Here is a 22,455-nt window from a genome sequence, read left to right as displayed (position 1 = left end):
TCGACATTTTAAGTCGTTTCAGTCTTGGTCACATCTCGCAATCAGAGGAAACCCATGGTTTACTCCTATTCTGAAAAGAAGCGTATTCGCAAAGACTTTGGTAAGCGTCCACGTGTTTTGGATATCCCTTACCTTTTGTCAATCCAGTTGGACTCTTTTAAGAAGTTCACCGATCAAGATCCTACAGGTGAGCGTGGCTTTGAAGCTGCCTTCCGTAGCGTTTTTCCCATCAAGAGCTTTTCTGGTAATTCTGAGCTGCAATATGTCAGTTATAAGCTAGGCGAGCCAGTTTTTGATGTGAAAGAGTGTCAAATTCGCGGTGTTACATACGCAGCTCCATTGCGCGTTAAGTTACGCATGGTTCTGTATGACCGTGAAGCAGCACCTGGCACAGTAAAAGACATTAAAGAACAAGAAGTTTACATGGGTGATATACCCATGATGACTGACAACGGTACCTTTGTAATTAATGGTACTGAGCGTGTAATCGTATCTCAGCTACATCGTAGCCCAGGCGTATTCTTTGATCATGACCGTGGTAAAACCCACTCTTCAGGTAAGGTGCTGTATAACGCACGTATTATTCCTTACCGTGGTTCTTGGTTAGATTTTGAATTCGATCCGAAAGATGCATTGTTTGTTCGTATTGACCGTCGTCGTAAGTTGGCGGCATCGATCATTCTGCGCGCTTTAGATTATTCAACTCAAGATATTCTTGACCTGTTCTTCGATCGCGTAAACTTTAAGATCAAGAAAGATTCACTAGTAATGGATCTTGTTGCTGACCGTCTACGTGGCGAAACTGCAAGTTATGATATTAAAGACGCTGAAGGCACTGTTCTTGTTGAGAAGGGTCGTCGCATTACTGCACGCCATATTCGTCAACTTGAAAAGTCAAATACTACCGAGCTTGAAGTACCAGTTGAGTACATCTCTGGTAAGATTTCTGGTCAAGATTATATCGATCCAGATACAGGCGAAGTATTGGTTTCAGCTAACGCTGAGATCAGCCTAGAAGATCTTGCTAAGTTATCTATGGCTGGCATCAAAGAGATCAGTACACTGTATATCAACGAACTTGATAACGGTGCATACATCTCTGACACGCTACGTATCGATTCAACAACTAACCGCCTAGAAGCGCTAGTTGAAATCTATCGTATGATGCGTCCTGGTGAGCCACCAACCAAAGATGCAGCAGAAGCACTATTTAACAATTTATTCTTCAGTGAAGAACGTTATGATCTATCTAAAGTAGGTCGTATGAAGTTCAACCGTCGTCTAAGCATTGATGACGATGAAGGTACGGGTATTCTTTCTAAAGAAGATATCGTTGCCGTAATGAAGAACATTATTGCTATTCGCAACGGTTTTGACGAAGTCGATGATATCGATCACTTGGGTAACCGTCGTATCCGTAGTGTTGGCGAAATGGCTGAAAACCAGTTCCGTGTTGGTCTTGTTCGTGTTGAACGTGCCGTACGTGAGCGTTTAAGCCTTGGCGATCTAAATGAGCTAATGCCTCAAGATTTGATCAATGCTAAGCCAATCTCTGCAGCTGTTAAAGAATTCTTTGGCTCTTCACAGCTTTCACAGTTTATGGACCAAAACAACCCATTGTCAGAAGTAACGCATAAGCGTCGTATTTCTGCTCTAGGTCCAGGTGGTCTAACTCGTGAACGTGCTGGTTTCGAAGTTCGAGACGTACACCCGACTCACTACGGTCGTCTATGTCCAATCGAAACGCCTGAAGGTCCAAACATTGGTTTGATCAACTCGTTGTCAACCTTTGCGCGTACTAACAACTATGGTTTCCTTGAAACACCTTACCGCAAGGTTATCGATGGTGTGGTTACTGATGAAGTAGATTACTTATCAGCAATCGAAGAAGGCCGTTACGTTATTGCACAGGCTATCGTTCAGTTAGATGAGAACGGTCGTATGATGGATGAGCTTATTGCTTGTCGTCATAAAGGTGATTCTACCTTTATGGGCGCAGCTGACATCCAGTATATGGACGTTTCACCACAACAGATTATTTCTGTTGCGGCATCGCTAATTCCGTTCCTAGAACACGATGATGCTAACCGTGCATTGATGGGTGCGAACATGCAACGTCAGGCCGTTCCAACACTACGTGCTGATAAGCCGTTAGTTGGTACAGGTATTGAGCGTACACTTGCTGTTGACTCTGGCGTGGTTGTTGCTGCTAAACGTGGTGGTTATGTTGACTACGTTGATGCAAGCCGTATCGTTGTTAAAGTTAACGAATCTGAGTTAACTCCAGGCGAAGCGGGCATCGATATTTACAACTTGACTAAATACACGCGTTCTAACCAGAACACATGTATTAACCAACGTCCTTGTTGTTCAGTCGGTGACCCAATTGTTCGTGGCGACGTACTTGCTGATGGCCCATCTACCGATTTAGGTGATTTGGCACTTGGTCAGAACATGCGTATCGCGTTCATGCCTTGGAACGGTTACAACTTCGAAGATTCGATCTTAATCTCTGAGCGTGTAGCTCAGGAAGACCGTTTCACGACTATCCACATTCAAGAGCTTTCGTGTATTGCTCGTGATACTAAGTTGGGTAGCGAAGAGATCACTGCTGATATTCCAAACGTTGGTGAGTCTGCGCTTTCTAAGCTAGATGAATCAGGTATCGTTTATATCGGTGCAGAAGTGAAGGGTGGCGACATCCTAGTTGGTAAAGTAACACCTAAAGGTGAAACTCAGCTGACTCCAGAAGAGAAGCTCCTCCGAGCAATCTTCGGCGAAAAAGCATCTGACGTTAAAGACAGCTCACTACGCGTACCTAATTCTGTTAAAGGTACTATCATCGACGTACAAGTATTTACTCGTGACGGCGTTGAGAAAGACAAGCGTGCTGTAGAAATCGAAGAGATGCATATCGCTCAGGCGAAGAAGGATTTGACTGAAGAGTTCCAAATTCTTGAAGAAGGTGTTCTTGGTCGTGCTCGCAATCTATTACTAGGTGCTGGTTTCGATGAAGCCCATCTTGCAGCAATTCCACGCTCACAATTGTTGGTTCAAACCATCGATGACGAAGCGAAGCAAACTGAGCTAGAACAACTAGCTGAGCAAGCGGAAGAGCTGAAAGCAGATTTCGATAAGAAGTTTGAAATCAAGCGTCGTAAGATCACTCAAGGTGATGACTTAGCGCCTGGCGTACTAAAAATTGTTAAGGTTTACTTAGCCGTTAAACGTACCATCCAGCCTGGTGATAAGATGGCGGGTCGTCATGGTAACAAGGGTGTAATCTCTAAGATTTGTCCTGTTGAAGATATGCCATACGACGAAAAAGGTAACCCAGTTGATATCGTATTGAATCCACTAGGTGTACCTTCACGTATGAACATCGGTCAGGTACTTGAAGTTCATATGGGCGCAGCAGCAAAAGGCATCGGTAATCGTATTACTGAAATGCTTGAAGAGCAGCGCGAACTGGCAGAACTTCGCGGATACATCAAGCAGGTTTATGAACTAGGTGACGAAGTAATTCAAAAAGTCGACATCGATTCATTTACTGATGATGAAATCTTGCGTCTTGCTAAAAACCTTAAAGGCGGTGTTCCAATTGCTACACCTGCGTTTGATGGCGCCAAAGAGAAAGAGATCAAGCAGATGCTTGAGCTTGCAGGCCTACCAAAATCTGGTCAGTTAACACTGATTGATGGTCGTACAGGTAACGAATTTGAGCGTAAGGTAACCGTTGGTTACATGTATATGCTTAAGCTTAACCACTTGGTTGACGATAAGATGCACGCCCGTTCTACCGGTTCGTACAGTCTTGTTACTCAGCAACCATTGGGTGGTAAAGCACAGTTCGGTGGTCAGCGTTTCGGTGAGATGGAAGTATGGGCACTTGAAGCTTACGGTGCTGCATATACCCTTCAGGAAATGCTAACTGTTAAGTCGGATGATGTGAACGGTCGTACTCAGATGTATAAGAACATCGTCGACGGTAACCATCAGATGCAACCAGGTATGCCTGAATCTTTCAACGTATTGTTGAAAGAGATCCGTTCACTTGGTATCAACATTGAGTTAGATACTAAGTAAAACAGGTTACCGCCTCTATTTGGCAAAATCGGTGCTCTGTATATGCAGGGCACCTGATTTAACTCCTTCAGGAGAGAAACGTGAAAGATTTATTAAAGTTTCTAAAACAGCAAAGTAAGACTGAGGAATTTGAAGGTATCAAGATCGGCCTAGCGTCGCCTGATCTGATCCGTTCTTGGTCATTTGGTGAAGTTAAGAAGCCAGAAACCATTAACTACCGTACATTCAAGCCTGAGCGTGAAGGTTTGTTCTGTGCGCGTATTTTTGGTCCTGTAAAAGATTATGAATGTTTATGCGGTAAGTATAAGCGTCTTAAGCACCGTGGTGTGATCTGTGAAAAGTGTGGCGTTGAAGTTACACAGACTAAAGTACGTCGTGAGCGTATGGGTCACATCGATCTTGCTAGCCCTGTTGCGCACATTTGGTTCTTGAAGTCTCTTCCGTCACGTATCGGTTTGATGCTAGACATGACTCTTCGTGATATCGAACGTGTACTTTACTTCGAATCTTTCGTAGTAATCGAGCCTGGCATGACCAGTCTTGAACGTGGTCAAATGCTAACAGAAGAAAACTATCTGGATGCATTGGAAGAGTACGGTGATGAATTCGACGCCAAGATGGGTGCTGAAGCAGTTCTAGAATTGCTACGTGCTATCGATCTTGAGAAAGAAATTGAAATGATGCGCGAAGAATTGCCATCTATCAATTCTGAAACTCGTCGTAAGAAGGTCACTAAGCGTCTTAAGCTTATTGAGGCATTCTTCACTTCTGGCAACAAGCCTGAGTGGATGATCCTTAAAGTGTTACCGGTTCTGCCACCAGATCTACGTCCTCTAGTTCCACTAGATGGCGGACGTTTTGCTACGTCTGATTTGAACGACCTTTACCGTCGTGTAATCAACCGTAACAACCGTCTAAAGCGTCTGTTAGACCTAGCTGCTCCAGATATCATCGTACGTAACGAAAAGCGTATGTTGCAAGAATCTGTTGATGCGCTATTAGATAACGGCCGTCGTGGTCGTGCTATTACAGGTTCTAACAAGCGTCCGCTTAAATCTTTGGCTGATATGATCAAAGGTAAGCAAGGTCGTTTCCGTCAGAACTTGCTAGGTAAGCGTGTTGACTATTCTGGTCGTTCGGTAATTACCGTAGGTCCAACTTTACGTCTACACCAGTGTGGTCTTCCTAAGAAGATGGCACTTGAGTTATTTAAGCCATTCATCTATGGCAAGCTAGAAGGTCGTGGCCTAGCTACAACTATTAAAGCTGCAAAGAAGATGGTTGAGCGCGAAGTTCCAGAAGTTTGGGACGTACTAGATGACGTGATTCGCGAACACCCAGTGATGCTTAACCGTGCACCAACACTGCACAGACTAGGTATCCAGGCGTTTGAGCCAGTACTAATCGAAGGTAAAGCGATTCAGCTTCACCCATTGGTTTGTGCGGCATACAACGCCGACTTCGACGGTGACCAAATGGCTGTTCACGTGCCACTAACGCTTGAAGCGCAGTTAGAAGCACGTTCACTAATGATGTCGACCAACAACATCTTGTCACCAGCAAACGGTGAGCCGGTGATTACACCATCTCAAGACGTTGTATTGGGTCTTTACTACACGAGCCGTGAGCGAATTAACGGCAAGGGTGAAGGCATGGCATTTGCTGATGTGGCTGAAGTTGAAAAAGCTTACCGCACCGGTGTTGCAGAGCTACACGCTCGCGTTAAGGTACGTATTACCGAGACTGCGACCACTGAAGCTGGCGAAAAAGTGAAGACACGTCGTATCGTAGATACAACGGTTGGTCGTGCATTGCTTTCAACGATCCTGCCTAAAGGTCTTTCTTATGATTTGGTTAACCAAAACATGGGTAAGAAGCAGATCTCTAAGCTATTGAACACTTGTTACCGTCAACTAGGTCTTAAAGATACCGTTATCTTTGCTGACCAATTGATGTATACCGGTTTCCATTATGCAACTGTGTCAGGTGCCTCTGTAGGTATCGACGATATGGTTATTCCTGATGAGAAATACACCTTAGTTGCTGATGCTGAAGCGGAAGTTCTTGAAATTCAAGAGCAGTTCCAATCTGGTCTAGTAACTGCTGGTGAGCGTTACAACAAAGTAATTGATATCTGGGCAAGTGCCAACGAGAAAGTTTCTAAAGCGATGATGGCTAACCTGTCTACAGAGACAGTGATTAACCGTGATGGCGTTGAGGAACAGCAAGAATCGTTTAACAGCATCTATATGATGGCTGACTCGGGCGCTCGTGGTAGTGCTGCACAGATCCGTCAGTTGGCGGGTATGCGTGGTCTGATGGCTAAACCAGATGGTTCAATCATCGAGACTCCAATTACCGCTAACTTCCGTGAAGGTCTAAACGTATCTCAGTACTTTATTTCTACTCACGGTGCGCGTAAAGGTCTTGCGGATACGGCATTGAAGACAGCTAACTCTGGTTACCTAACTCGTCGTCTAGTTGATGTTGCTCAAGACTTAGTTGTAATTGAAGATGACTGTGGCACGTTTGAAGGTCTAACTATGAAACCGCTGATTGAAGGTGGTGATGTAGTTGAGCCGTTACGTGAACGTGTTCTTGGTCGTGTTGTTGCACAAGATGTGTTGAAGCCTGGTACTGAACAAGTACTTGTACCACGCAACACGCTTCTTGACGAAGCATGGTGTGACATCATCGAAGAGAATTCTATCGATGAAATGATTGTTCGCTCAGTGATTAGCTGTGATACAGACTTCGGCGTTTGTAAGTTCTGTTACGGTCGTGATTTGGCTCGTGGTCATATCATTAACCAAGGCGAAGCGATTGGTGTTGTTGCTGCTCAGTCAATTGGTGAGCCAGGAACACAGCTTACGATGCGTACTTTCCACATCGGTGGTGCGGCATCACGAGCTTCTGCAGAGAACAATGTTCAAGTTAAGAACTCTGGTACGCTTAAGTTACACAACGCTAAGTTTGTAACTAACAGCAACGGCAAATTGGTAATTGTTTCTCGTTCTTCTGAACTTGCAATTATTGATGAGCTTGGCCGTGAGAAAGAACGTTATAAGGTTCCTTACGGTACAGTTCTTGAGAAATTGGAAGATGATGGTGTTGCTGCTGGCGAAATTATCGCTAAGTGGGATCCGCATACTCACCCAATTATCACTGAAGTGGCGGGTAGTATTAAGTTCGTAGATATGATTGAAGGTGTCACTATGACACGTCAAACAGACGAACTAACGGGTCTATCTTCAATCGTAGTGCTTGAAGTTGGTCAACGTCCAACAGCTGGTAAAGAGATGCGTCCGATGATCCGTCTAGTTGCTGCTGATGGTAGCGATTTGATGATCCCCGGTACTGAAGTACCAGCGCAATACTTCTTGCCTGGACAAGCGATTGTTAACCTTGACGATAACGCACCAATTAACGTTGGTGATGCATTAGCACGTATTCCTCAAGAATCTTCAAAGACTCGCGATATTACCGGTGGTCTACCACGCGTTGCGGACTTATTTGAAGCGCGTAAGCCAAAAGAGCCTGCTATTCTTGCTGAAGTATCGGGAACTATCTCGTTCGGTAAAGAAACCAAAGGTAAGCGTCGTCTAGTTATCACCCCAGCTGATGGTGGTGAGCACTATGAAGAGATGATCCCTAAGTGGCGTAACCTTAACGTGTTCGAAGGTGAAAAAGTTGAACGCGGTGAAGTTATTGCTGATGGTGCAGAAGCAGCTCACGACATTCTACGTCTACGTGGTATCCACAATGTGGCTAACTACATCGTGAATGAAGTACAGGACGTTTACCGTCTACAGGGCGTTAAGATCAACGATAAGCACATTGAGGTGATCATTCGCCAGATGCTGCGTAAGTGTGAGATCGTAGACGCTGGTGATAGTGAATTCCTACCGGGTGAACAGGCGGAAGTTTCTCGCGTTAAGATCGCCAACCGCGAACTTGAAGCGCAGGGTAAGCAGCCAGCAACATTCGAGCGTGAACTTCTTGGTATTACCAAGGCGTCACTAGCAACAGAATCGTTCATCTCTGCAGCATCGTTCCAGGAGACCACTCGTGTTCTTACTGAAGCGGCTGTTGGTGGTAAGAGCGATAAGTTACGTGGTCTAAAAGAGAACGTAATTGTTGGTCGTCTAATCCCTGCTGGTACGGGTTACTCATACCACCAGAAGCGTGCTGAAGCTGCAGTTAAACCTGCGGCTTCTGAAGCGCCAGCGATTAGCGCAAGTGAAGCTGAGCAGAATCTTGCTGATCTACTTAATCTTGCTGGCAGCAACGATTAATCGGTGCTGAAAAGTAAATAGATTGTAAAAAAGGCGCGTTTAGCGCCTTTTTTTTACTTTAAATCGGTTAAAAGTTGTCTATTTCTTGACAGATACTCCATACACTTCTAAAATTTCGCGTCCCACACCTGTGGGATATAGATTTTTCACACCTTACTGTTGATTTAGTCAACTGATTCGGAGCTATACATGGCAACTGTAAACCAGTTGGTACGTAAGCCTCGCGCACCGAAAGTCGATAAGACTAACGTTCCTGCGCTAGCTGCGTGTCCACAAAAGCGTGGTGTTTGTACTCGCGTATATACAACAACACCTAAAAAACCTAACTCTGCACTACGTAAAGTAGCTCGTGTGCGTCTAACTAACGGTTTCGAAGTTACTTCGTACATCGGCGGTGAAGGCCACAACCTGCAGGAACACAGCGTAATTCTAATCCGTGGCGGTCGTGTAAAAGACTTACCGGGTGTGCGTTACCACACTGTACGCGGCGCATTAGACTGTGCTGGTGTAAGTGAACGTCGTCAAGGTCGTTCTAAGTACGGTGCTAAGCGTCCTAAGTCTTAACGTTTTCCGTTAAGTAAGGCCAAGCTAGTTTTTATTGAGATTCCAGTTTTGGGGTCCCTGAAGCATACGGAGAAATTGTTATGCCAAGACGTCGCGTTGTAGGACAACGTAAAATCCTACCAGATCCAAAGTTCAAAAGTGAGTTGCTGGCTAAGTTCATCAACGTCATTATGCAGGACGGCAAAAAGTCGACTGCAGAAAAAATTATCTACAAGGCACTAGATACTGCGTCTGAAAAGAAAGGCGAAGATCATTTAGTAATCCTTGAAGCAGCCCTGGACAACGTACGTCCATCAGTCGAGGTTAAATCTCGTCGTGTTGGTGGTTCTACTTACCAGGTACCATGTGAAGTTCGTCCAGTGCGTCGTAACGCACTAGCGATGCGCTGGTTGGTTGAAGCTGCACGTAAGCGTGGTGAAAAATCTATGGCTTTACGTCTAGCAGGTGAAATGTTAGACGCATCTGAAAACAAAGGTACTGCTGTTAAGAAGCGCGAAGACGTGCATCGTATGGCAGAAGCAAACAAAGCGTTTGCTCATTACCGCTGGTAATATCTTGGCGTGGGTTATACCCCACGCCTTACTTGCATTGCTAACACTCAGATTAAGCTAAGAGGGTATAAATCGTGGCTCGTACAACTCCAATTGAGCGCTACCGTAATATCGGTATCTGTGCTCATGTTGATGCTGGTAAAACCACTACAACTGAACGTGTTCTGTTCTACACTGGCTTATCTCATAAGATCGGTGAAGTTCATGATGGCTGTGCCACTATGGATTGGATGGAACAAGAGCAGGAACGTGGTATTACCATCACCTCAGCCGCAACGACTACTTTCTGGCGCGGAATGGATGCGCAGTTCACTGAGCACCGCATAAACATCATCGACACTCCAGGTCACGTTGACTTCACTATTGAAGTAGAACGTTCTTTGAGAGTACTTGATGGTGCTGTGGTTGTTTTTTGTGGCTCATCAGGGGTAGAACCTCAATCTGAGACTGTTTGGCGACAAGCTGATAAGTATCATGTGCCGCGCTTAGTGTTCGTCAATAAGATGGACCGCGCAGGTGCAAACTTTGATAGCGTAGTCGACCAGATCCGTAATCGCCTTGGTGCGACTTGTGTACCGATTCAAATGAATATTGGTGCGGAAGAGGATTTTAACGGTGTTATCGATTTGATCAAAATGAAAGCGATTAACTGGTCTGAAGAAGATCAGGGAATGACTTTCTCTTATGAAGCTATCCCAGAGCATTTAGCCGAGAAAGCGGCAGAAATGCGCGAGTATTTGGTTGAGAGTGCAGCTGAAGCGACAGAAGAATTGATGGAAAAGTACCTAGAAGATGGGGAACTTTCAGAAGATGAGATCAAAAAGGCACTACGTATACGCACCTTAAACAATGAAATCGTATTGGCAACCTGTGGTTCTGCATTTAAGAACAAGGGTGTACAAGCGGTTCTTGATGCTGTGGTAGATTTTCTGCCATCGCCTGTCGAAGTTCCCGCAATTAAGGGGATTGATGACAATGAAGAAGAGACTTGTCGTCAAGCTGACGATAATGCTCCATTTGCGGCGTTAGCATTTAAGATTGCAACAGACCCATTCGTGGGTACCTTAACCTTTATTCGTGTTTATTCAGGCGTATTGGAGTCAGGTGCTGGCGTTTATAACTCTGTTAAGCAAAAGCGTGAACGTATTGGTCGTATGGTGCAAATGCACGCTAATGATCGTCAAGAGATTAAAGAAGTGCGCGCTGGCGACATCGCAGCTCTTATTGGTCTTAAAGACGTGACTACTGGCGATACATTATGCGATATCGATCACAAAGTAATTCTAGAGCGCATGGAGTTTCCTGAGCCTGTAATTACTATCGCTGTTGAACCAAGAACCAAGGCAGACCAGGACAAGATGGGGATGGCATTGCAAAAACTTGCAATGGAAGATCCGTCATTCCGTGTTGAGACTGATGAAGAATCGGGACAAACACTGATCTCTGGTATGGGTGAGCTACACTTAGACATCATCGTAGACCGTATGCGTCGCGAGTTCGGTGTTGAATGTAATGTAGGTAAACCACAAGTTGCATATCGTGAGACTATCCGCAAAACAGTGGAAGTCGAAGGTAAATTCGTACGTCAATCTGGTGGTCGAGGTCAATTCGGTCACGTTTGGTTGAAACTAGAGCCTCAAGAAGAAGGTTTTGGTTACGAATTCGTCAACGACATTGTTGGTGGTGTGGTTCCTAAGGAATACATCCCAGCAGTTGATAAGGGTATTCAAGAGCAGATGAAGAGCGGTGTATTAGCTGGCTTCCCTGTTCTCGACATAAAGGTTACTTTGTATGACGGTTCATATCATGATGTGGACTCGAACGAAATGGCCTTTAAAGTCGCTGGTTCAATGGGCTTTAAAAAGGGTGCGCTTGAAGCAGACCCTGCCTTACTTGAACCTTGCATGAAAGTTGAAGTTACAACACCTGAAGATTATATGGGTGATGTGGTCGGAGACTTGAACCGTCGTCGTGGCCTTATTGAAGGTATGGATGATGGCATTGCAGGTGTTAAACTTGTGCATGCAACAGTACCGTTATCTGAAATGTTCGGTTATGCAACCGACTTGCGCTCTGCTAGTCAGGGACGTGCCTCATACTCTATGGAGTTTTTGAAGTACTCTGATGCACCGCAAAATGTTACTAAAGCAATAATAGAGGCCAGAGGCTAAACTGTCTCACTCTATTGTTGATATACTTAATTGCTATTGCTCGGTTTTAAGCCGAGCATTTTCTGAAAAGAAAGGAATATATCGTGGCTAAAGAAAAATTTGAACGCGTAAAACCGCATGTTAACGTTGGTACTATCGGACACGTTGACCATGGTAAAACTACTCTAACTGCTGCTATCTCTTCTGTGTTAACGAAGACTTACGGTGGTACTAAGCGTGACTTCGCACAGATCGATAACGCTCCAGAAGAGCGTGAGCGCGGTATTACAATTAATACTTCTCACATCGAATATGATACTCCATCACGTCACTACGCACACGTAGATTGTCCAGGTCACGCCGATTATGTTAAAAACATGATCACTGGTGCTGCACAGATGGACGGCGCAATCCTAGTAGTTGCTTCTACAGATGGTCCAATGCCACAAACTCGTGAGCACATCCTGCTTTCACGTCAGGTTGGCGTACCATTCATCATCGTATTCATGAACAAGTGTGACATGGTTGATGACGAAGAGCTTCTAGAGCTAGTAGAAATGGAAGTTCGTGAACTTCTAACTGAATATGACTTCCCAGGTGATGACTTACCAGTTATCCAAGGTTCTGCGCTTAAAGCCCTTGAAGGCGAGCCAGAGTGGGAAGCTAAGATCCTTGAGCTTGCAGAAGCACTAGATACTTATATTCCTGAGCCAGAGCGTGCTATCGATGGTGCATTCATTCTTCCAATCGAAGATGTTTTCTCAATCGCTGGTCGTGGTACTGTTGTTACTGGTCGTGTAGAGCGCGGTATCATCAAAGTTGGTGAAGAAGTAGAAATCGTTGGTATCAAAGATACAACTAAGTCTACTTGTACTGGTGTTGAAATGTTCCGTAAGCTTCTTGACGAAGGTCGTGCCGGCGAGAACTGTGGTGTTCTTCTACGTGGTATCAAGCGTGAAGACGTTGAACGTGGTCAAGTATTGGCTGCACCTGGTTCAATCACTCCACACACTACTTTCAAGTCAGAAATCTATGTTCTGTCTAAAGAAGAAGGCGGACGTCACACTCCATTCTTCAAAGGCTACCGTCCACAGTTCTACTTCCGTACAACTGACGTAACCGGTACTATCGAATTGCCAGAAGGCGTAGAGATGGTAATGCCTGGTGACAACGTAGCTATGACAGTAACTCTTATTGCTCCAATCGCGATGGACGAAGGTTTACGCTTCGCAATCCGTGAAGGTGGCCGTACAGTTGGTGCTGGTGTTGTAGCTGAGATCGTTGCTTAATTAGCAATCGTCTTAACTCGATACTGAAAAAGGCAGCTTAGGCTGCCTTTTTTGTTGCCTGAAGAAAAGTGAGGGCAGGGCTAGCATTCCAGATCTGACTGTGTATAATGACGCCACTTTGTTGAAATGAGTCAATTTGACGGTATTTCACACAACGGGCTTGATCTCAGCGATGAAATCAGTATAATAGCCCCTCGCCTTAACCATTAGGCGATTTAAATTGGTCTGCCCTCGGGTTTGACGTAAAAAAAACAGCGACTCCGATTGTGAGTCGAACGGTTAAATCATCTCACTCTGCTTTTTCTATAAGGAAAATTGCTAGAGGGTGGTTTTTTTGTGTACATTTTAGGAGCTCTGGTCAATGCAGAACCAAAGAATCCGTATCCGCTTAAAAGGATTTGATCATCGTTTGATTGATCAGTCTACTGCGGAAATCGTTGAAACTGCTAAGCGTACCGGCGCGCAGGTTCGTGGTCCAATTCCACTACCAACGCGTAAAGAACGTTATACCATTTTGACTTCTCCACACGTTAATAAAGATGCACGTGATCAGTACGAACTACGTACTCACAAGCGTCTTGTTGACATCGTTGAGCCGACTGAAAAGACTGTAGACGCACTTATGCGTTTAGATCTTGCGGCTGGTGTTGACGTTCAGATTAGCTTGGGTTAATTGAGATCCTTAGAAGAGGTTTGAGAGATGGCTATCGGTCTTATCGGTCGTAAAGTAGGTATGACTCGCATCTTCAATGAAGATGGCGCGTCGGTACCTGTAACAGTAATTGAAATTGCTGCTAACCGCGTAACCCAAGTGAGAACTTTGGATACAGATGGTTACCGTGCACTTCAAGTTACTACTGGTACCAAAAAAGCTAATCGCATCACTAAACCAGAAGCAGGTCACTTTGCTAAGGCAGGCGTTGAAGCCGGTCGTGGTTTATGGGAAATGCGTTTGGCAGATGGTGAAGGCGAGGGCATCGAAGTTGGTGCTGAGCTTAATGTAGATATCTTCGCTGACATAGCGAAAGTTGATGTTACTGGTCAATCTAAGGGTAAGGGCTTCCAAGGCGGTATTAAGCGCTGGAACTTCGCTACTCAAGATGCAACACATGGTAACTCACTGGCACATAGAGCTAACGGTTCTATTGGTCAAAACCAAACACCTGGTCGCGTTTTCAAAGGTAAGAAAATGTCTGGCCACATGGGTGCAGAGCGTGTTACGACACAGAATCTAGAAGTAATTCGTGTAGATGCTGAACGTAACCTGCTTTTGGTTAAGGGTGCAGTTCCAGGCGCTACTAATGGCGACCTGATCATCAAACCAGCTGTTAAAGCTTAAGGTCTGAGGAGATAGTAATGGAATTGGTATTGAAAGACGCACAGAGTGCTCTTGAAGTTTCCGAAGCTACCTTTGGCCGTGACTTTAATGAAGCACTGGTTCATCAGGTAGTTGTAGCTTACGCTGCAAACGCGCGTCAGGGCACTCGTGCTCAAAAGACTCGCGCAGAAGTAACTGGCTCTGGCAAGAAGCCATGGCGCCAAAAAGGTACTGGCCGCGCACGTGCTGGTACTGTTAAAGGCCCAATCTGGCGTGGCGGTGGCGTAACATTCGCTGCTAAAACACAAGATCACAGCCAAAAAGTTAACAAAAAGATGTACCGCGGAGCGCTGAAAAGCATTTTCTCTGAATTGGTACGTCAAGACCGTCTTATCGTTGTTGAGTCATTTGGCGTTGAAGCTCCTAAAACTAAAGAGCTAAAAGCTAAACTGAACGAAATGCAACTTGAAGACGTGTTGATTGTTACTCCAGAAGTTGACGAGAACTTGTTCTTAGCTGCTCGTAACTTGTACAAAGTTGACGTACGTGATGTTGCTGGTATTGATCCAGTTAGCCTTATCGCATTCAACAAAGTACTCGTAACCGCTGAAGCTATTAAGCAAATCGAGGAGATGCTGGGATGATAAGCGAAGAACGTTTGTTAAAAGTTATTCTTGCTCCACACATCTCTGAAAAGAGCACTGTGAATGCAGAGAAGAACAATACAGTTGTTTTCCGTGTAGCTATCGATGCAACTAAAGCTGAAGTTAAAGCTGCAGTAGCACAGCTATTCGAAGTTGAAGTCGATTCAGTTCGCACTTTGGTTAACAAAGGTAAAACTAAACGCACCGGCGCCCGTGTTGGCCGTCGTAGCGATTGGAAAAAAGCCTATGTTACTCTAGCTGAAGGTGCTGACATCGATTTCGTCGGCGGCGCTGAATAAGGCAAAGGAGAATTATCATGGCAGTTATTAAGTGTAAGCCAACCTCTCCAGGTCGTCGCCACTTAGTTAAAGTGGTGAACAGCGATTTGCATAAAGGTAAACCTTTTGCAGGCCTGTTGGCGAAAAAATCAAAAAGTGGTGGCCGTAATAATACGGGTCGTATCACTGTCCGTCACATTGGTGGTGGTCATAAGCAACATTATCGTCTAATCGACTTTAAGCGTAACAAAGACGGTATCCCTGCGAAGGTTGAGCGTTTGGAATATGATCCAAACCGTACAGCTAACATCGCTTTGGTACTATACGCTGATGGTGAGCGTCGTTATATTCTTGCTGCTAAAGGCATGAAAGCTGGTGATAAGATCCAGTCAGGTATCGATGCAGAGATCAAGAGCGGTAACGCACTGCCTCTACGCAATATCCCAGTGGGTAGCGTAGTACACGCAGTAGAAATGAAGCCTGCTAAAGGTGCTCAAATCGCGCGTTCAGCTGGTGCTTATGTACAAGTTATTGCTCGTGATGGCGCATACGCCACTCTACGTCTTCGCTCTGGCGAAATGCGTAAAGTGCCGGTTGATTGCCGCGCGACATTGGGTGAAGTTGGTAATGCCGAGCATATGCTACGCCAGTTAGGTAAAGCAGGTGCTAAACGCTGGAGAGGCGTACGCCCAACAGTTCGTGGTGTTGCAATGAACCCAGTAGATCACCCACATGGTGGTGGTGAAGGCCGTACTTCTGGTGGCCGTCACCCTGTATCACCTTGGGGTCAGCCTACTAAGGGTTATAAGACTCGTAGTAATAAACGCACCGACAAGTACATTGTACGTCGTCGTAATAAAAAGTAAGAGGATTCGCCATGCCACGTTCTCTCAAGAAAGGTCCATTCATTGACCTACACTTGCTGAAGAAGGTAGAGAAAGCGATGGAAGCGGGAGATAAAAAGCCAATTAAAACTTGGTCTCGTCGCTCTATGATCATTCCTAACATGATTGGAATGACCATCGCTGTCCATAATGGTCGTCAGCACGTACCTGTGTTCGTAACTGACGAAATGATCGGCCACAAGCTTGGTGAATTTTCACCAACTCGCACTTATCGCGGCCATGCTGCAGATAAGAAAGCGAAGAAGCGTTAATACGGGAGACATAAGATGGAAGTTTTAGCTAAACATCGTTTTGCCCGTACGTCGCCTCAAAAGTGTCGTTTGGTTGCAGATCAAATCCGTGGACTGCCTGTTGCTAAGGCTCTCGAAATTCTAACTTTCAGCCCTAAGAAAGCTGCAGTACTTGTTAAAAAAGTACTGGACTCTGCTATCGCCAATGCTGAGCACAATGAAGGTGCTGACATTGACGAATTAAGAGTTGGAGCGATTATGATCGATGAAGGTCCAACTATGAAACGTATCATGCCACGTGCCAAAGGCCGTGCTGATCGTATAATCAAGCGTACCAGCCACATTACTGTGGTTGTATCAGATCGCTAGGAGTTAGCAATGGGACAGAAAGTACATCCTAATGGTATCCGTCTGGGTATCACTAAGCCTTGGATCTCGACCTGGTACGCTGACAAGTCAGACTATGCCAATAACTTGAGCAGTGACTGGGAAGTGCGTAAGTTTCTTGAAAAGAAACTTAAGCAAGCATCAGTTTCTAAGATTGTTATCGAGCGTCCAGCAAAGAGTGTTCGCGTTACTATTCACACTGCCCGTCCAGGTGTTGTGATTGGTAAGAAAGGCGAAGACGTTGAGAAGCTACGCAACGCAGTTGCAAAGCTGACTGGTATTCCAGCTCAAATCAACATCGCTGAGATCCGTAAGCCTGAGCTAGATGCTAAGCTTGTTGCCGATGGCATCGCTTCGCAGCTAGAGCGTCGTGTTATGTTCCGTCGTGCTATGAAGCGCGCAGTTCAAAACGCAATGCGTCTTGGTGCTAAGGGTATCAAAGTTGAAGTGAGTGGCCGTCTAGGCGGCGCTGAGATTGCGCGTTCAGAGTGGTATCGTGAAGGTCGTGTACCTTTGCATACACTGCGTGCTGATATCGACTATTCTACTTCTGAGAGTCACACTCAATACGGTGTGATTGGCGTTAAAGTTTGGGTCTTCAAAGGCGAAGTTCTAGACGGCGTTCTACCTCAGCACGAAGAGCCGAAACAGCAGCCGAAGCGTAAGCCTCGCGGTAAATAGGAGAGCTGGCAATGCTGCAACCAAAAAGAATGAAGTTTCGCAAAATGTTCAAGGGCCGTAACCGCGGTCTAGCGAACGGCACTGAAGTTAGCTTCGGTGAATTCGGTTTGAAAGCTGTTGGACGTGGTCGTCTAACTGCTCGTCAAATTGAAGCTGCGCGTCGTGCTATGACACGTCACATTAAACGTCAAGGTCAGATCTGGATTCGCGTATTCCCTGACAAGCCAATTACCTCTAAGCCTCTTGAAGTGCGTATGGGTAAAGGTAAGGGTAACGTTGAATATTGGGTTTGCCAGATTCAACCTGGTAAGGTTCTTTACGAGATGAATGGTGTATCTGAGGAGTTAGCTCGTGAAGCTTTCACCCTAGCTGCTGCTAAACTACCTCTGAAGACTACCTTCGTAACTAAGACGGTGATGTAATGAAAGCGAGCGAACTAACAGAAAAGAGCGTTGAAGAATTGAACGCTGAACTGCTTGGTCTGCTGCGTGAGCAGTTTAATCTGCGTATGCAACACGCCACTGGTCAGTTGACTCAGACTCATCAGCTTAAAATCGTGCGTCGCAACATTGCGCGCGTTAAGACCATTATTACTTCTAAGGCGGGTGCATAATGTCTGATACTATCCGTACTTTGCAAGGTCGAGTACTTAGCGACAAGATGGACAAGTCTATCACTGTAGCTATTGAACGTAAGGTAAAACACCCTTTATACGGTAAGTTTATCAAGCGTACTACTAAGATCCATGCACATGACGAACAAAATCAGTGTAATGCTGGCGATGTCGTGACTATTCGCGAATGTCGTCCGCTGTCTAAGACTAAGTCTTGGACTCTGGTTGAAGTAATAAGAAAAGCTTAATTTTATTAAGCACTTAAACGAACGGCTCCTAAAGTTGGGGCCGTTTTTATTATTAGTACTATCTATTCCTATTTTTAGGTGTTACACTTGCGCGCCAATTTTGACTAAATTAAAGTCAGAATTAGGGTAAAATGTAGCCCCTTTGTGGGATTGTGAAGTAACGATAGCGGAGCACTTAAAATGATCCAAATGCAATCGACTCTAGAAGTCGCCTGTAATAGCGGCGCTCGTAGAGTTCAGTGTATTAAGGTCTTGGGTGGCTCTCATCGTCGTTATGCCGGTATCGGCGACGTCATCAAGGTTTCTGTTAAAGAAGCTATTCCTCGCGGTAAAGCGAAGAAAGGTGATGTATATAACGCGGTGGTAGTCCGTACTAAGAAAGGCGTACGTCGTCCAGACGGTTCTGTCATTCGCTTCGATCGGAACGCAGCGGTATTGCTTAACGCAAACCTTGCACCGATTGGTACTCGTATCTTTGGACCTGTGACACGTGAGCTGCGTACTGAGCAGTTTATGAAGATTGTGTCATTGGCACCAGAAGTACTGTAAGGAGCTTCAAAATGGCAGCTAAAATACGTCGTCAAGACGAAGTAATTGTACTAGCAGGTAAAGACCAGGGTAAACGCGGTAAGGTTTCTCAGGTTCTTCCAACTGGTAAATTAATTGTAGAAGGTCTTAACCTTGTCAAGAAACACCAAAAGCCAAACCCACAATTGGGCGTAGCTGGCGGTATTGTTGAGCAAGAAGCACCGATACAAGCATCAAACGTAGCGATTTTCAACTCTGCCACTGGCAAAGCTGATCGCGTTGGTTTCCGATTTGAAGACGGCAAAAAAGTTCGTTTCTTTAAGTCGAACAGTGAACTCGTTAAGTAATTTGGAGTAAACGATGGCGAAACTGCATGATAAATACAAAGAGACTGTTAGTCCTGAACTTGTAACCAAGTTTGGTTTTACCAGTGTCATGCAAGTCCCTCGGATTGAAAAGATCACCCTTAATATGGGTGTTGGCGAAGCAGTAGCAGATAAGAAAGTTATGGAGCATGCGCTTCGTGACATGACTGCTATCGCTGGTCAGAAGCCAGTAGTGACTGTAGCTCGTAAGTCAGTTGCTGGTTTTAAAATCCGTGAAGGCTACCCAATTGGCTGTAAGGTTACACTGCGCGGTGAGCGTATGTGGGAATTCTTAGAGCGTTTAGTTGATATCGCGATCCCTCGTATTCGTGACTTCCGTGGTTTGAGCGCTAAGTCGTTCGATGGCCGTGGTAACTATGCGATGGGCGTACGTGAGCAAATCATCTTCCCAGAGATCCAATACGATAAAATCGATAAGATCCGCGGTATGGATATTGTAATCACTACTTCTGCGACGAATGATGAAGAAGGCCGAGCTTTGCTCGAAGGCTTTAACTTCCCATTCAAGAAATAAGGGTAGCGTAATGGCAAAAAGTTCAATGAAAGCACGTGAAGCAAAACGTGCACAGCTCGTAGCAAAGTTCGCTGAAAAGCGCGCTGCACTTAAAGCTATCATTAGCAGTCCAGCAACATCTGATGATGATCGTTGGGATGCAGTACTTAAGTTACAAGCTCTACCACGTGACTCTAGCGCGGCGCGTCAGCGCAATCGCTGTAGTCAAACTGGTCGCCCACATGGTTTCCTACGTAAATTCGGCCTTAGCCGTATTAAATTACGTGAAGCAACTATGCGCGGTGAAGTTCCTGGTCTACGCAAGGCCAGCTGGTAAGCACTTGTCACGGAGTAAGCTAATATGAGCATGCAAGATCCTATTGCGGATATGTTAACACGTATTCGTAACGGCCAAGCTGCTAAACACGTATCTGTGAAGATGCCTTCTGCTAAGCTTAAAATCGCTATCGCGAAAATGCTTAAAGAAGAAGGTTATATCACTGACTACGCCGTAGCAGATGAAGCCAAGCCTGAATTGGAAATCACTTTAAAGTATTTCCAAGGTCAGCCAGTCGTTGAGACTATCCAGCGCGTTAGCCGTCCTGGTCTTCGTATTTACAAAGGTAAAAACGAACTTCCAAAGGTTATGGGCGGACTGGGTGTCGCTATTGTGTCCACTTCTCAAGGTTTGATGACTGATCGTACTGCCCGCCAAAATGGCATGGGCGGGGAAGTTATCTGCTACGTAGCATAAGGAGCTAGCAATGTCTCGTGTCGCAAAAGCACCAGTCGCTATCCCTGCAGGCGTAGAAGTGACTTTAAACGAACAAACTATCACCGTAAAAGGTACTAAAGGTAGTTTGACTCGAGTTATTAACTCTGACGTTTCTGTTGTTGTTGAAGACAATGAAATCAAGTGTTCACCAGTTGAAAGCGCTAAAACCGCTGCTCAAGCTGGTACAGCTCGTGCATTAATCAACAACATGGTTGTTGGTGTTACTGACGGTTTCGTTAAGAAGCTACAGTTAGTTGGTGTTGGTTACCGTGCAAAACTTGCCGGTAAAGATATCGATTTGACTCTAGGTTTTTCACATCCTTTGGTTCACAAACTTCCTGACGGCGTAACAGCTGAATGTCCATCACAAACTGAAATCGTACTTTCTGGTACTGATAAGCAGTTGATCGGACAAGTAGCAGCTGAGATTCGCGGTTACCGTCCACCAGAGCCTTACAAAGGTAAAGGTGTTCGCTATGCTGACGAACAAGTACGCCGTAAAGAGGCTAAGAAGAAGTAAGGTAATACGATATGGATAAGAAAACATCTCGCTTACGCCGCGCTCTACGTGCCCGTAAGAAGATCCAAGAGCTGGGCGTTAATCGTCTGGTTGTACATCGTACACCACGTCACACTTACGCTCAGGTCATTAGCCCTGAAAACGTAGTGTTGGCGGCAGCTTCTACTGCTGAAAAAGCAGTAACCGAGCAGCTAAAGTACACAGGTAACGTAGATGCAGCTAAAGTAGTGGGTAAAACCGTTGCTGAGCGCGCTATCGAAAAAGGCGTAGCTGTAGTTGCATTCGATCGTTCCGGCTTCAAGTATCACGGACGCGTTGCTGCATTAGCAGACGCTGCTCGTGAAGCTGGCCTCAAGTTCTAAGGAATGATGAAAAATGGCTAAATTTGAAGCTCAACAGCAAAAAGACGATCTGCAAGAGAAATTAGTTGCAGTAAATCGTGTTTCTAAAGTAGTTAAAGGCGGACGTATCTTTAGCTTCACTGCACTAACTGTAGTGGGTGATGGTAACGGTAAAGTCGGTTATGGCTATGGTAAAGCGCGTGAAGTACCAGCAGCAATTCAGAAAGCAATGGAAAAGGCTCGCCGTAACATTGTAAACGTTGAATTGAACAATGGTACTTTGCACCACCCTGTAAAGGGTCGTCACACTGGTTCACGTGTTTACATGCAACCAGCCTCTGACGGTACCGGTATTATTGCCGGTGGCGCAATGCGTGCCGTATTGGAAGTAGCAGGCGTTCATAACGTTCTGTCAAAAGCATACGGTTCTACTAACCCGATTAACATCGTTCGCGCTACTGTCGATGCGTTGGTGAATATGAAATCACCTTCACAAATCGCAGCTAAGCGTGGCCTGAATGTTACTGAAATTCGAGGTTAATGCACCATGGCTACTAAAACACTTAAAGTAACTCAGACTAAAAGTTCAATCGGCCGCTTACCAAAGCACCGTGCAACTTTGACAGGTCTTGGTCTACGCCGCATTAATCACACTGTTGAACTAGAAGATACTCCTTCAGTTCGCGGTATGATTAACAAGGTTTACTACATGGTTTCGGTGGAGGAAGTATAAGATGCGTCTAAATACTCTATCACCTGCTGCAGGTGCTAAGTCAGCAGCTAAGCGTGTAGGTCGCGGTATCGGTTCAGGCACTGGTAAAACTTGTGGCCGTGGTCACAAAGGCCAGAAGTCTCGTTCTGGTGGCGGCGTTCGCGTCGGTTTCGAGGGTGGTCAAATGCCACTTAAGATTCGTTTGCCTAAGTTTGGTTTTACCTCGCGTAAAGCGTTGGTATCTGCTGAAATTCGCATTAGCGAGTTGGCTAAAGTTAACGGTGATGTTATCGACCTAAATGCGCTGAAAGATGCGAATCTAGTTACTCGCAACATACAGTTTGCTAAAATCGTTCTTTCAGGTACCATTGAGCGCCCTGTGACCGTTAAAGGTCTGAAGGTAACCCAAGGTGCACGTGCAGCTATTGAAGCTGCCGGTGGCAAGATCGAGGAATAATACG

The 22,455-nt window shown here is 45.4% G+C and carries 27 protein-coding genes; all 27 read left to right on the top strand.

The window, feature by feature from the left end; translation table 11 throughout:
* The first annotated feature begins 54 nt into the window (after nucleotides 1–54).
* The 27 genes from rpoB (at nucleotide 55) to rplO (ending at nucleotide 22,451) form a co-directional block, all read left to right on the top strand.
* Nucleotides 55–4,086 (top strand): DNA-directed RNA polymerase subunit beta, encoded by a 4,032-nt coding sequence (rpoB, locus tag ACVBJC_RS17700; protein ID WP_447162240.1) that lies wholly within the window; start codon nucleotides 55–57, stop codon nucleotides 4,084–4,086.
* Nucleotides 4,087–4,166: 80 nt separating this feature from the next.
* Entirely contained in the window at nucleotides 4,167–8,381 is a 4,215-nt protein-coding gene (rpoC, locus tag ACVBJC_RS17695) for a DNA-directed RNA polymerase subunit beta' (protein WP_447162241.1), read from the top strand.
* A gap of 189 nt (nucleotides 8,382–8,570) precedes the next feature.
* The gene (rpsL, locus tag ACVBJC_RS17690) at nucleotides 8,571–8,945 is read left to right on the top strand and encodes a 30S ribosomal protein S12 (protein ID WP_012153454.1); all 375 of its coding nucleotides are present in this window, start codon (nucleotides 8,571–8,573) and stop codon (nucleotides 8,943–8,945) included.
* An 80-nt stretch (nucleotides 8,946–9,025) separates the two neighbouring features.
* A complete protein-coding gene (gene rpsG, locus ACVBJC_RS17685; RefSeq protein WP_012153455.1) occupies nucleotides 9,026–9,496 on the top strand; it encodes a 30S ribosomal protein S7 in 471 nt (156 codons plus the stop codon).
* Between the two features lie 74 nt (nucleotides 9,497–9,570).
* Nucleotides 9,571–11,667 carry an elongation factor G gene (gene fusA, locus ACVBJC_RS17680; RefSeq protein WP_447162242.1) on the top strand — a complete coding sequence of 699 codons (2,097 nt, stop codon included), beginning with the start codon at nucleotides 9,571–9,573 and terminating at the stop codon, nucleotides 11,665–11,667.
* Between the two features lie 83 nt (nucleotides 11,668–11,750).
* Entirely contained in the window at nucleotides 11,751–12,935 is a 1,185-nt protein-coding gene (gene tuf, locus ACVBJC_RS17675; RefSeq protein ID WP_447162243.1) for an elongation factor Tu, read from the top strand.
* 361 nt (nucleotides 12,936–13,296) lie between these two features.
* Nucleotides 13,297–13,608, top strand: coding sequence for a 30S ribosomal protein S10 (gene rpsJ / locus ACVBJC_RS17670; protein WP_005503530.1), 312 nt, complete (start codon nucleotides 13,297–13,299; stop codon nucleotides 13,606–13,608).
* Between the two features lie 27 nt (nucleotides 13,609–13,635).
* Nucleotides 13,636–14,274, top strand: a complete 639-nt coding sequence (gene rplC / locus ACVBJC_RS17665; protein ID WP_012153457.1) for a 50S ribosomal protein L3 — start codon at nucleotides 13,636–13,638, stop codon at nucleotides 14,272–14,274.
* Between the two features lie 17 nt (nucleotides 14,275–14,291).
* Nucleotides 14,292–14,897: a 50S ribosomal protein L4 gene (gene rplD, locus ACVBJC_RS17660; protein ID WP_012153458.1), complete on the top strand. Its 606-nt coding sequence runs from the start codon at nucleotides 14,292–14,294 to the stop codon at nucleotides 14,895–14,897.
* Nucleotides 14,894–15,196, top strand: a complete 303-nt coding sequence (gene rplW / locus ACVBJC_RS17655; protein WP_012153459.1) for a 50S ribosomal protein L23 — start codon at nucleotides 14,894–14,896, stop codon at nucleotides 15,194–15,196. The genes rplD and rplW overlap by 4 nt, the downstream gene beginning before the upstream one ends.
* A 17-nt stretch (nucleotides 15,197–15,213) precedes the next feature.
* Complete coding sequence (gene rplB / locus ACVBJC_RS17650; RefSeq protein ID WP_012153460.1) at nucleotides 15,214–16,041, top strand: 50S ribosomal protein L2; 828 nt, start codon at nucleotides 15,214–15,216, stop codon at nucleotides 16,039–16,041.
* Between the two features lie 11 nt (nucleotides 16,042–16,052).
* Entirely contained in the window at nucleotides 16,053–16,331 is a 279-nt protein-coding gene (rpsS, locus tag ACVBJC_RS17645) for a 30S ribosomal protein S19 (RefSeq protein ID WP_011863970.1), read from the top strand.
* 15 nt (nucleotides 16,332–16,346) lie between these two features.
* The gene (gene rplV, locus ACVBJC_RS17640) at nucleotides 16,347–16,679 is read left to right on the top strand and encodes a 50S ribosomal protein L22 (RefSeq protein WP_012144645.1); all 333 of its coding nucleotides are present in this window, start codon (nucleotides 16,347–16,349) and stop codon (nucleotides 16,677–16,679) included.
* A 9-nt stretch (nucleotides 16,680–16,688) separates the two neighbouring features.
* Nucleotides 16,689–17,378: a 30S ribosomal protein S3 gene (gene rpsC / locus ACVBJC_RS17635; RefSeq protein ID WP_012153461.1), complete on the top strand. Its 690-nt coding sequence runs from the start codon at nucleotides 16,689–16,691 to the stop codon at nucleotides 17,376–17,378.
* An 11-nt stretch (nucleotides 17,379–17,389) separates the two neighbouring features.
* Complete coding sequence (gene rplP / locus ACVBJC_RS17630; protein ID WP_012279176.1) at nucleotides 17,390–17,800, top strand: 50S ribosomal protein L16; 411 nt, start codon at nucleotides 17,390–17,392, stop codon at nucleotides 17,798–17,800.
* Nucleotides 17,800–17,991, top strand: a complete 192-nt coding sequence (gene rpmC / locus ACVBJC_RS17625) for a 50S ribosomal protein L29 (RefSeq protein WP_012144642.1) — start codon at nucleotides 17,800–17,802, stop codon at nucleotides 17,989–17,991. The genes rplP and rpmC overlap by 1 nt, the downstream gene beginning before the upstream one ends.
* A complete protein-coding gene (rpsQ, locus tag ACVBJC_RS17620; RefSeq protein WP_447162244.1) occupies nucleotides 17,991–18,239 on the top strand; it encodes a 30S ribosomal protein S17 in 249 nt (82 codons plus the stop codon). The genes rpmC and rpsQ overlap by 1 nt, the downstream gene beginning before the upstream one ends.
* Before the next feature lie 180 nt (nucleotides 18,240–18,419).
* On the top strand, nucleotides 18,420–18,788 hold the full coding sequence (rplN, locus tag ACVBJC_RS17615) for a 50S ribosomal protein L14 (protein ID WP_011863976.1): 369 nt from the start codon (nucleotides 18,420–18,422) through the stop codon (nucleotides 18,786–18,788).
* Between the two features lie 11 nt (nucleotides 18,789–18,799).
* Nucleotides 18,800–19,114: a 50S ribosomal protein L24 gene (rplX, locus tag ACVBJC_RS17610; RefSeq protein WP_012279173.1), complete on the top strand. Its 315-nt coding sequence runs from the start codon at nucleotides 18,800–18,802 to the stop codon at nucleotides 19,112–19,114.
* A gap of 13 nt (nucleotides 19,115–19,127) precedes the next feature.
* On the top strand, nucleotides 19,128–19,667 hold the full coding sequence (gene rplE / locus ACVBJC_RS17605; protein ID WP_447162245.1) for a 50S ribosomal protein L5: 540 nt from the start codon (nucleotides 19,128–19,130) through the stop codon (nucleotides 19,665–19,667).
* Between the two features lie 10 nt (nucleotides 19,668–19,677).
* The gene (gene rpsN / locus ACVBJC_RS17600; RefSeq protein ID WP_447162246.1) at nucleotides 19,678–19,983 is read left to right on the top strand and encodes a 30S ribosomal protein S14; all 306 of its coding nucleotides are present in this window, start codon (nucleotides 19,678–19,680) and stop codon (nucleotides 19,981–19,983) included.
* Between the two features lie 24 nt (nucleotides 19,984–20,007).
* Nucleotides 20,008–20,400, top strand: coding sequence for a 30S ribosomal protein S8 (gene rpsH, locus ACVBJC_RS17595; RefSeq protein ID WP_012153468.1), 393 nt, complete (start codon nucleotides 20,008–20,010; stop codon nucleotides 20,398–20,400).
* 10 nt (nucleotides 20,401–20,410) lie between these two features.
* A complete protein-coding gene (rplF, locus tag ACVBJC_RS17590) occupies nucleotides 20,411–20,941 on the top strand; it encodes a 50S ribosomal protein L6 (protein WP_012153469.1) in 531 nt (176 codons plus the stop codon).
* Nucleotides 20,942–20,952: 11 nt separating this feature from the next.
* The gene (gene rplR, locus ACVBJC_RS17585; protein WP_012153470.1) at nucleotides 20,953–21,303 is read left to right on the top strand and encodes a 50S ribosomal protein L18; all 351 of its coding nucleotides are present in this window, start codon (nucleotides 20,953–20,955) and stop codon (nucleotides 21,301–21,303) included.
* Nucleotides 21,304–21,316: 13 nt separating this feature from the next.
* Nucleotides 21,317–21,823: a 30S ribosomal protein S5 gene (gene rpsE, locus ACVBJC_RS17580; RefSeq protein WP_012153471.1), complete on the top strand. Its 507-nt coding sequence runs from the start codon at nucleotides 21,317–21,319 to the stop codon at nucleotides 21,821–21,823.
* Between the two features lie 6 nt (nucleotides 21,824–21,829).
* Nucleotides 21,830–22,015: a 50S ribosomal protein L30 gene (rpmD, locus tag ACVBJC_RS17575; RefSeq protein ID WP_020912153.1), complete on the top strand. Its 186-nt coding sequence runs from the start codon at nucleotides 21,830–21,832 to the stop codon at nucleotides 22,013–22,015.
* Nucleotide 22,016: 1 nt separating this feature from the next.
* Nucleotides 22,017–22,451, top strand: coding sequence for a 50S ribosomal protein L15 (gene rplO, locus ACVBJC_RS17570; RefSeq protein ID WP_012153473.1), 435 nt, complete (start codon nucleotides 22,017–22,019; stop codon nucleotides 22,449–22,451).
* Nucleotides 22,452–22,455 lie beyond the last annotated feature (4 nt).

It is taken from the genome of Shewanella sp. 0m-6, assembly GCF_052977325.1.
The sequence above is the reverse complement of the archived record's forward strand: the minus strand, read 5'-3'. Positions and strand labels throughout refer to the sequence as shown.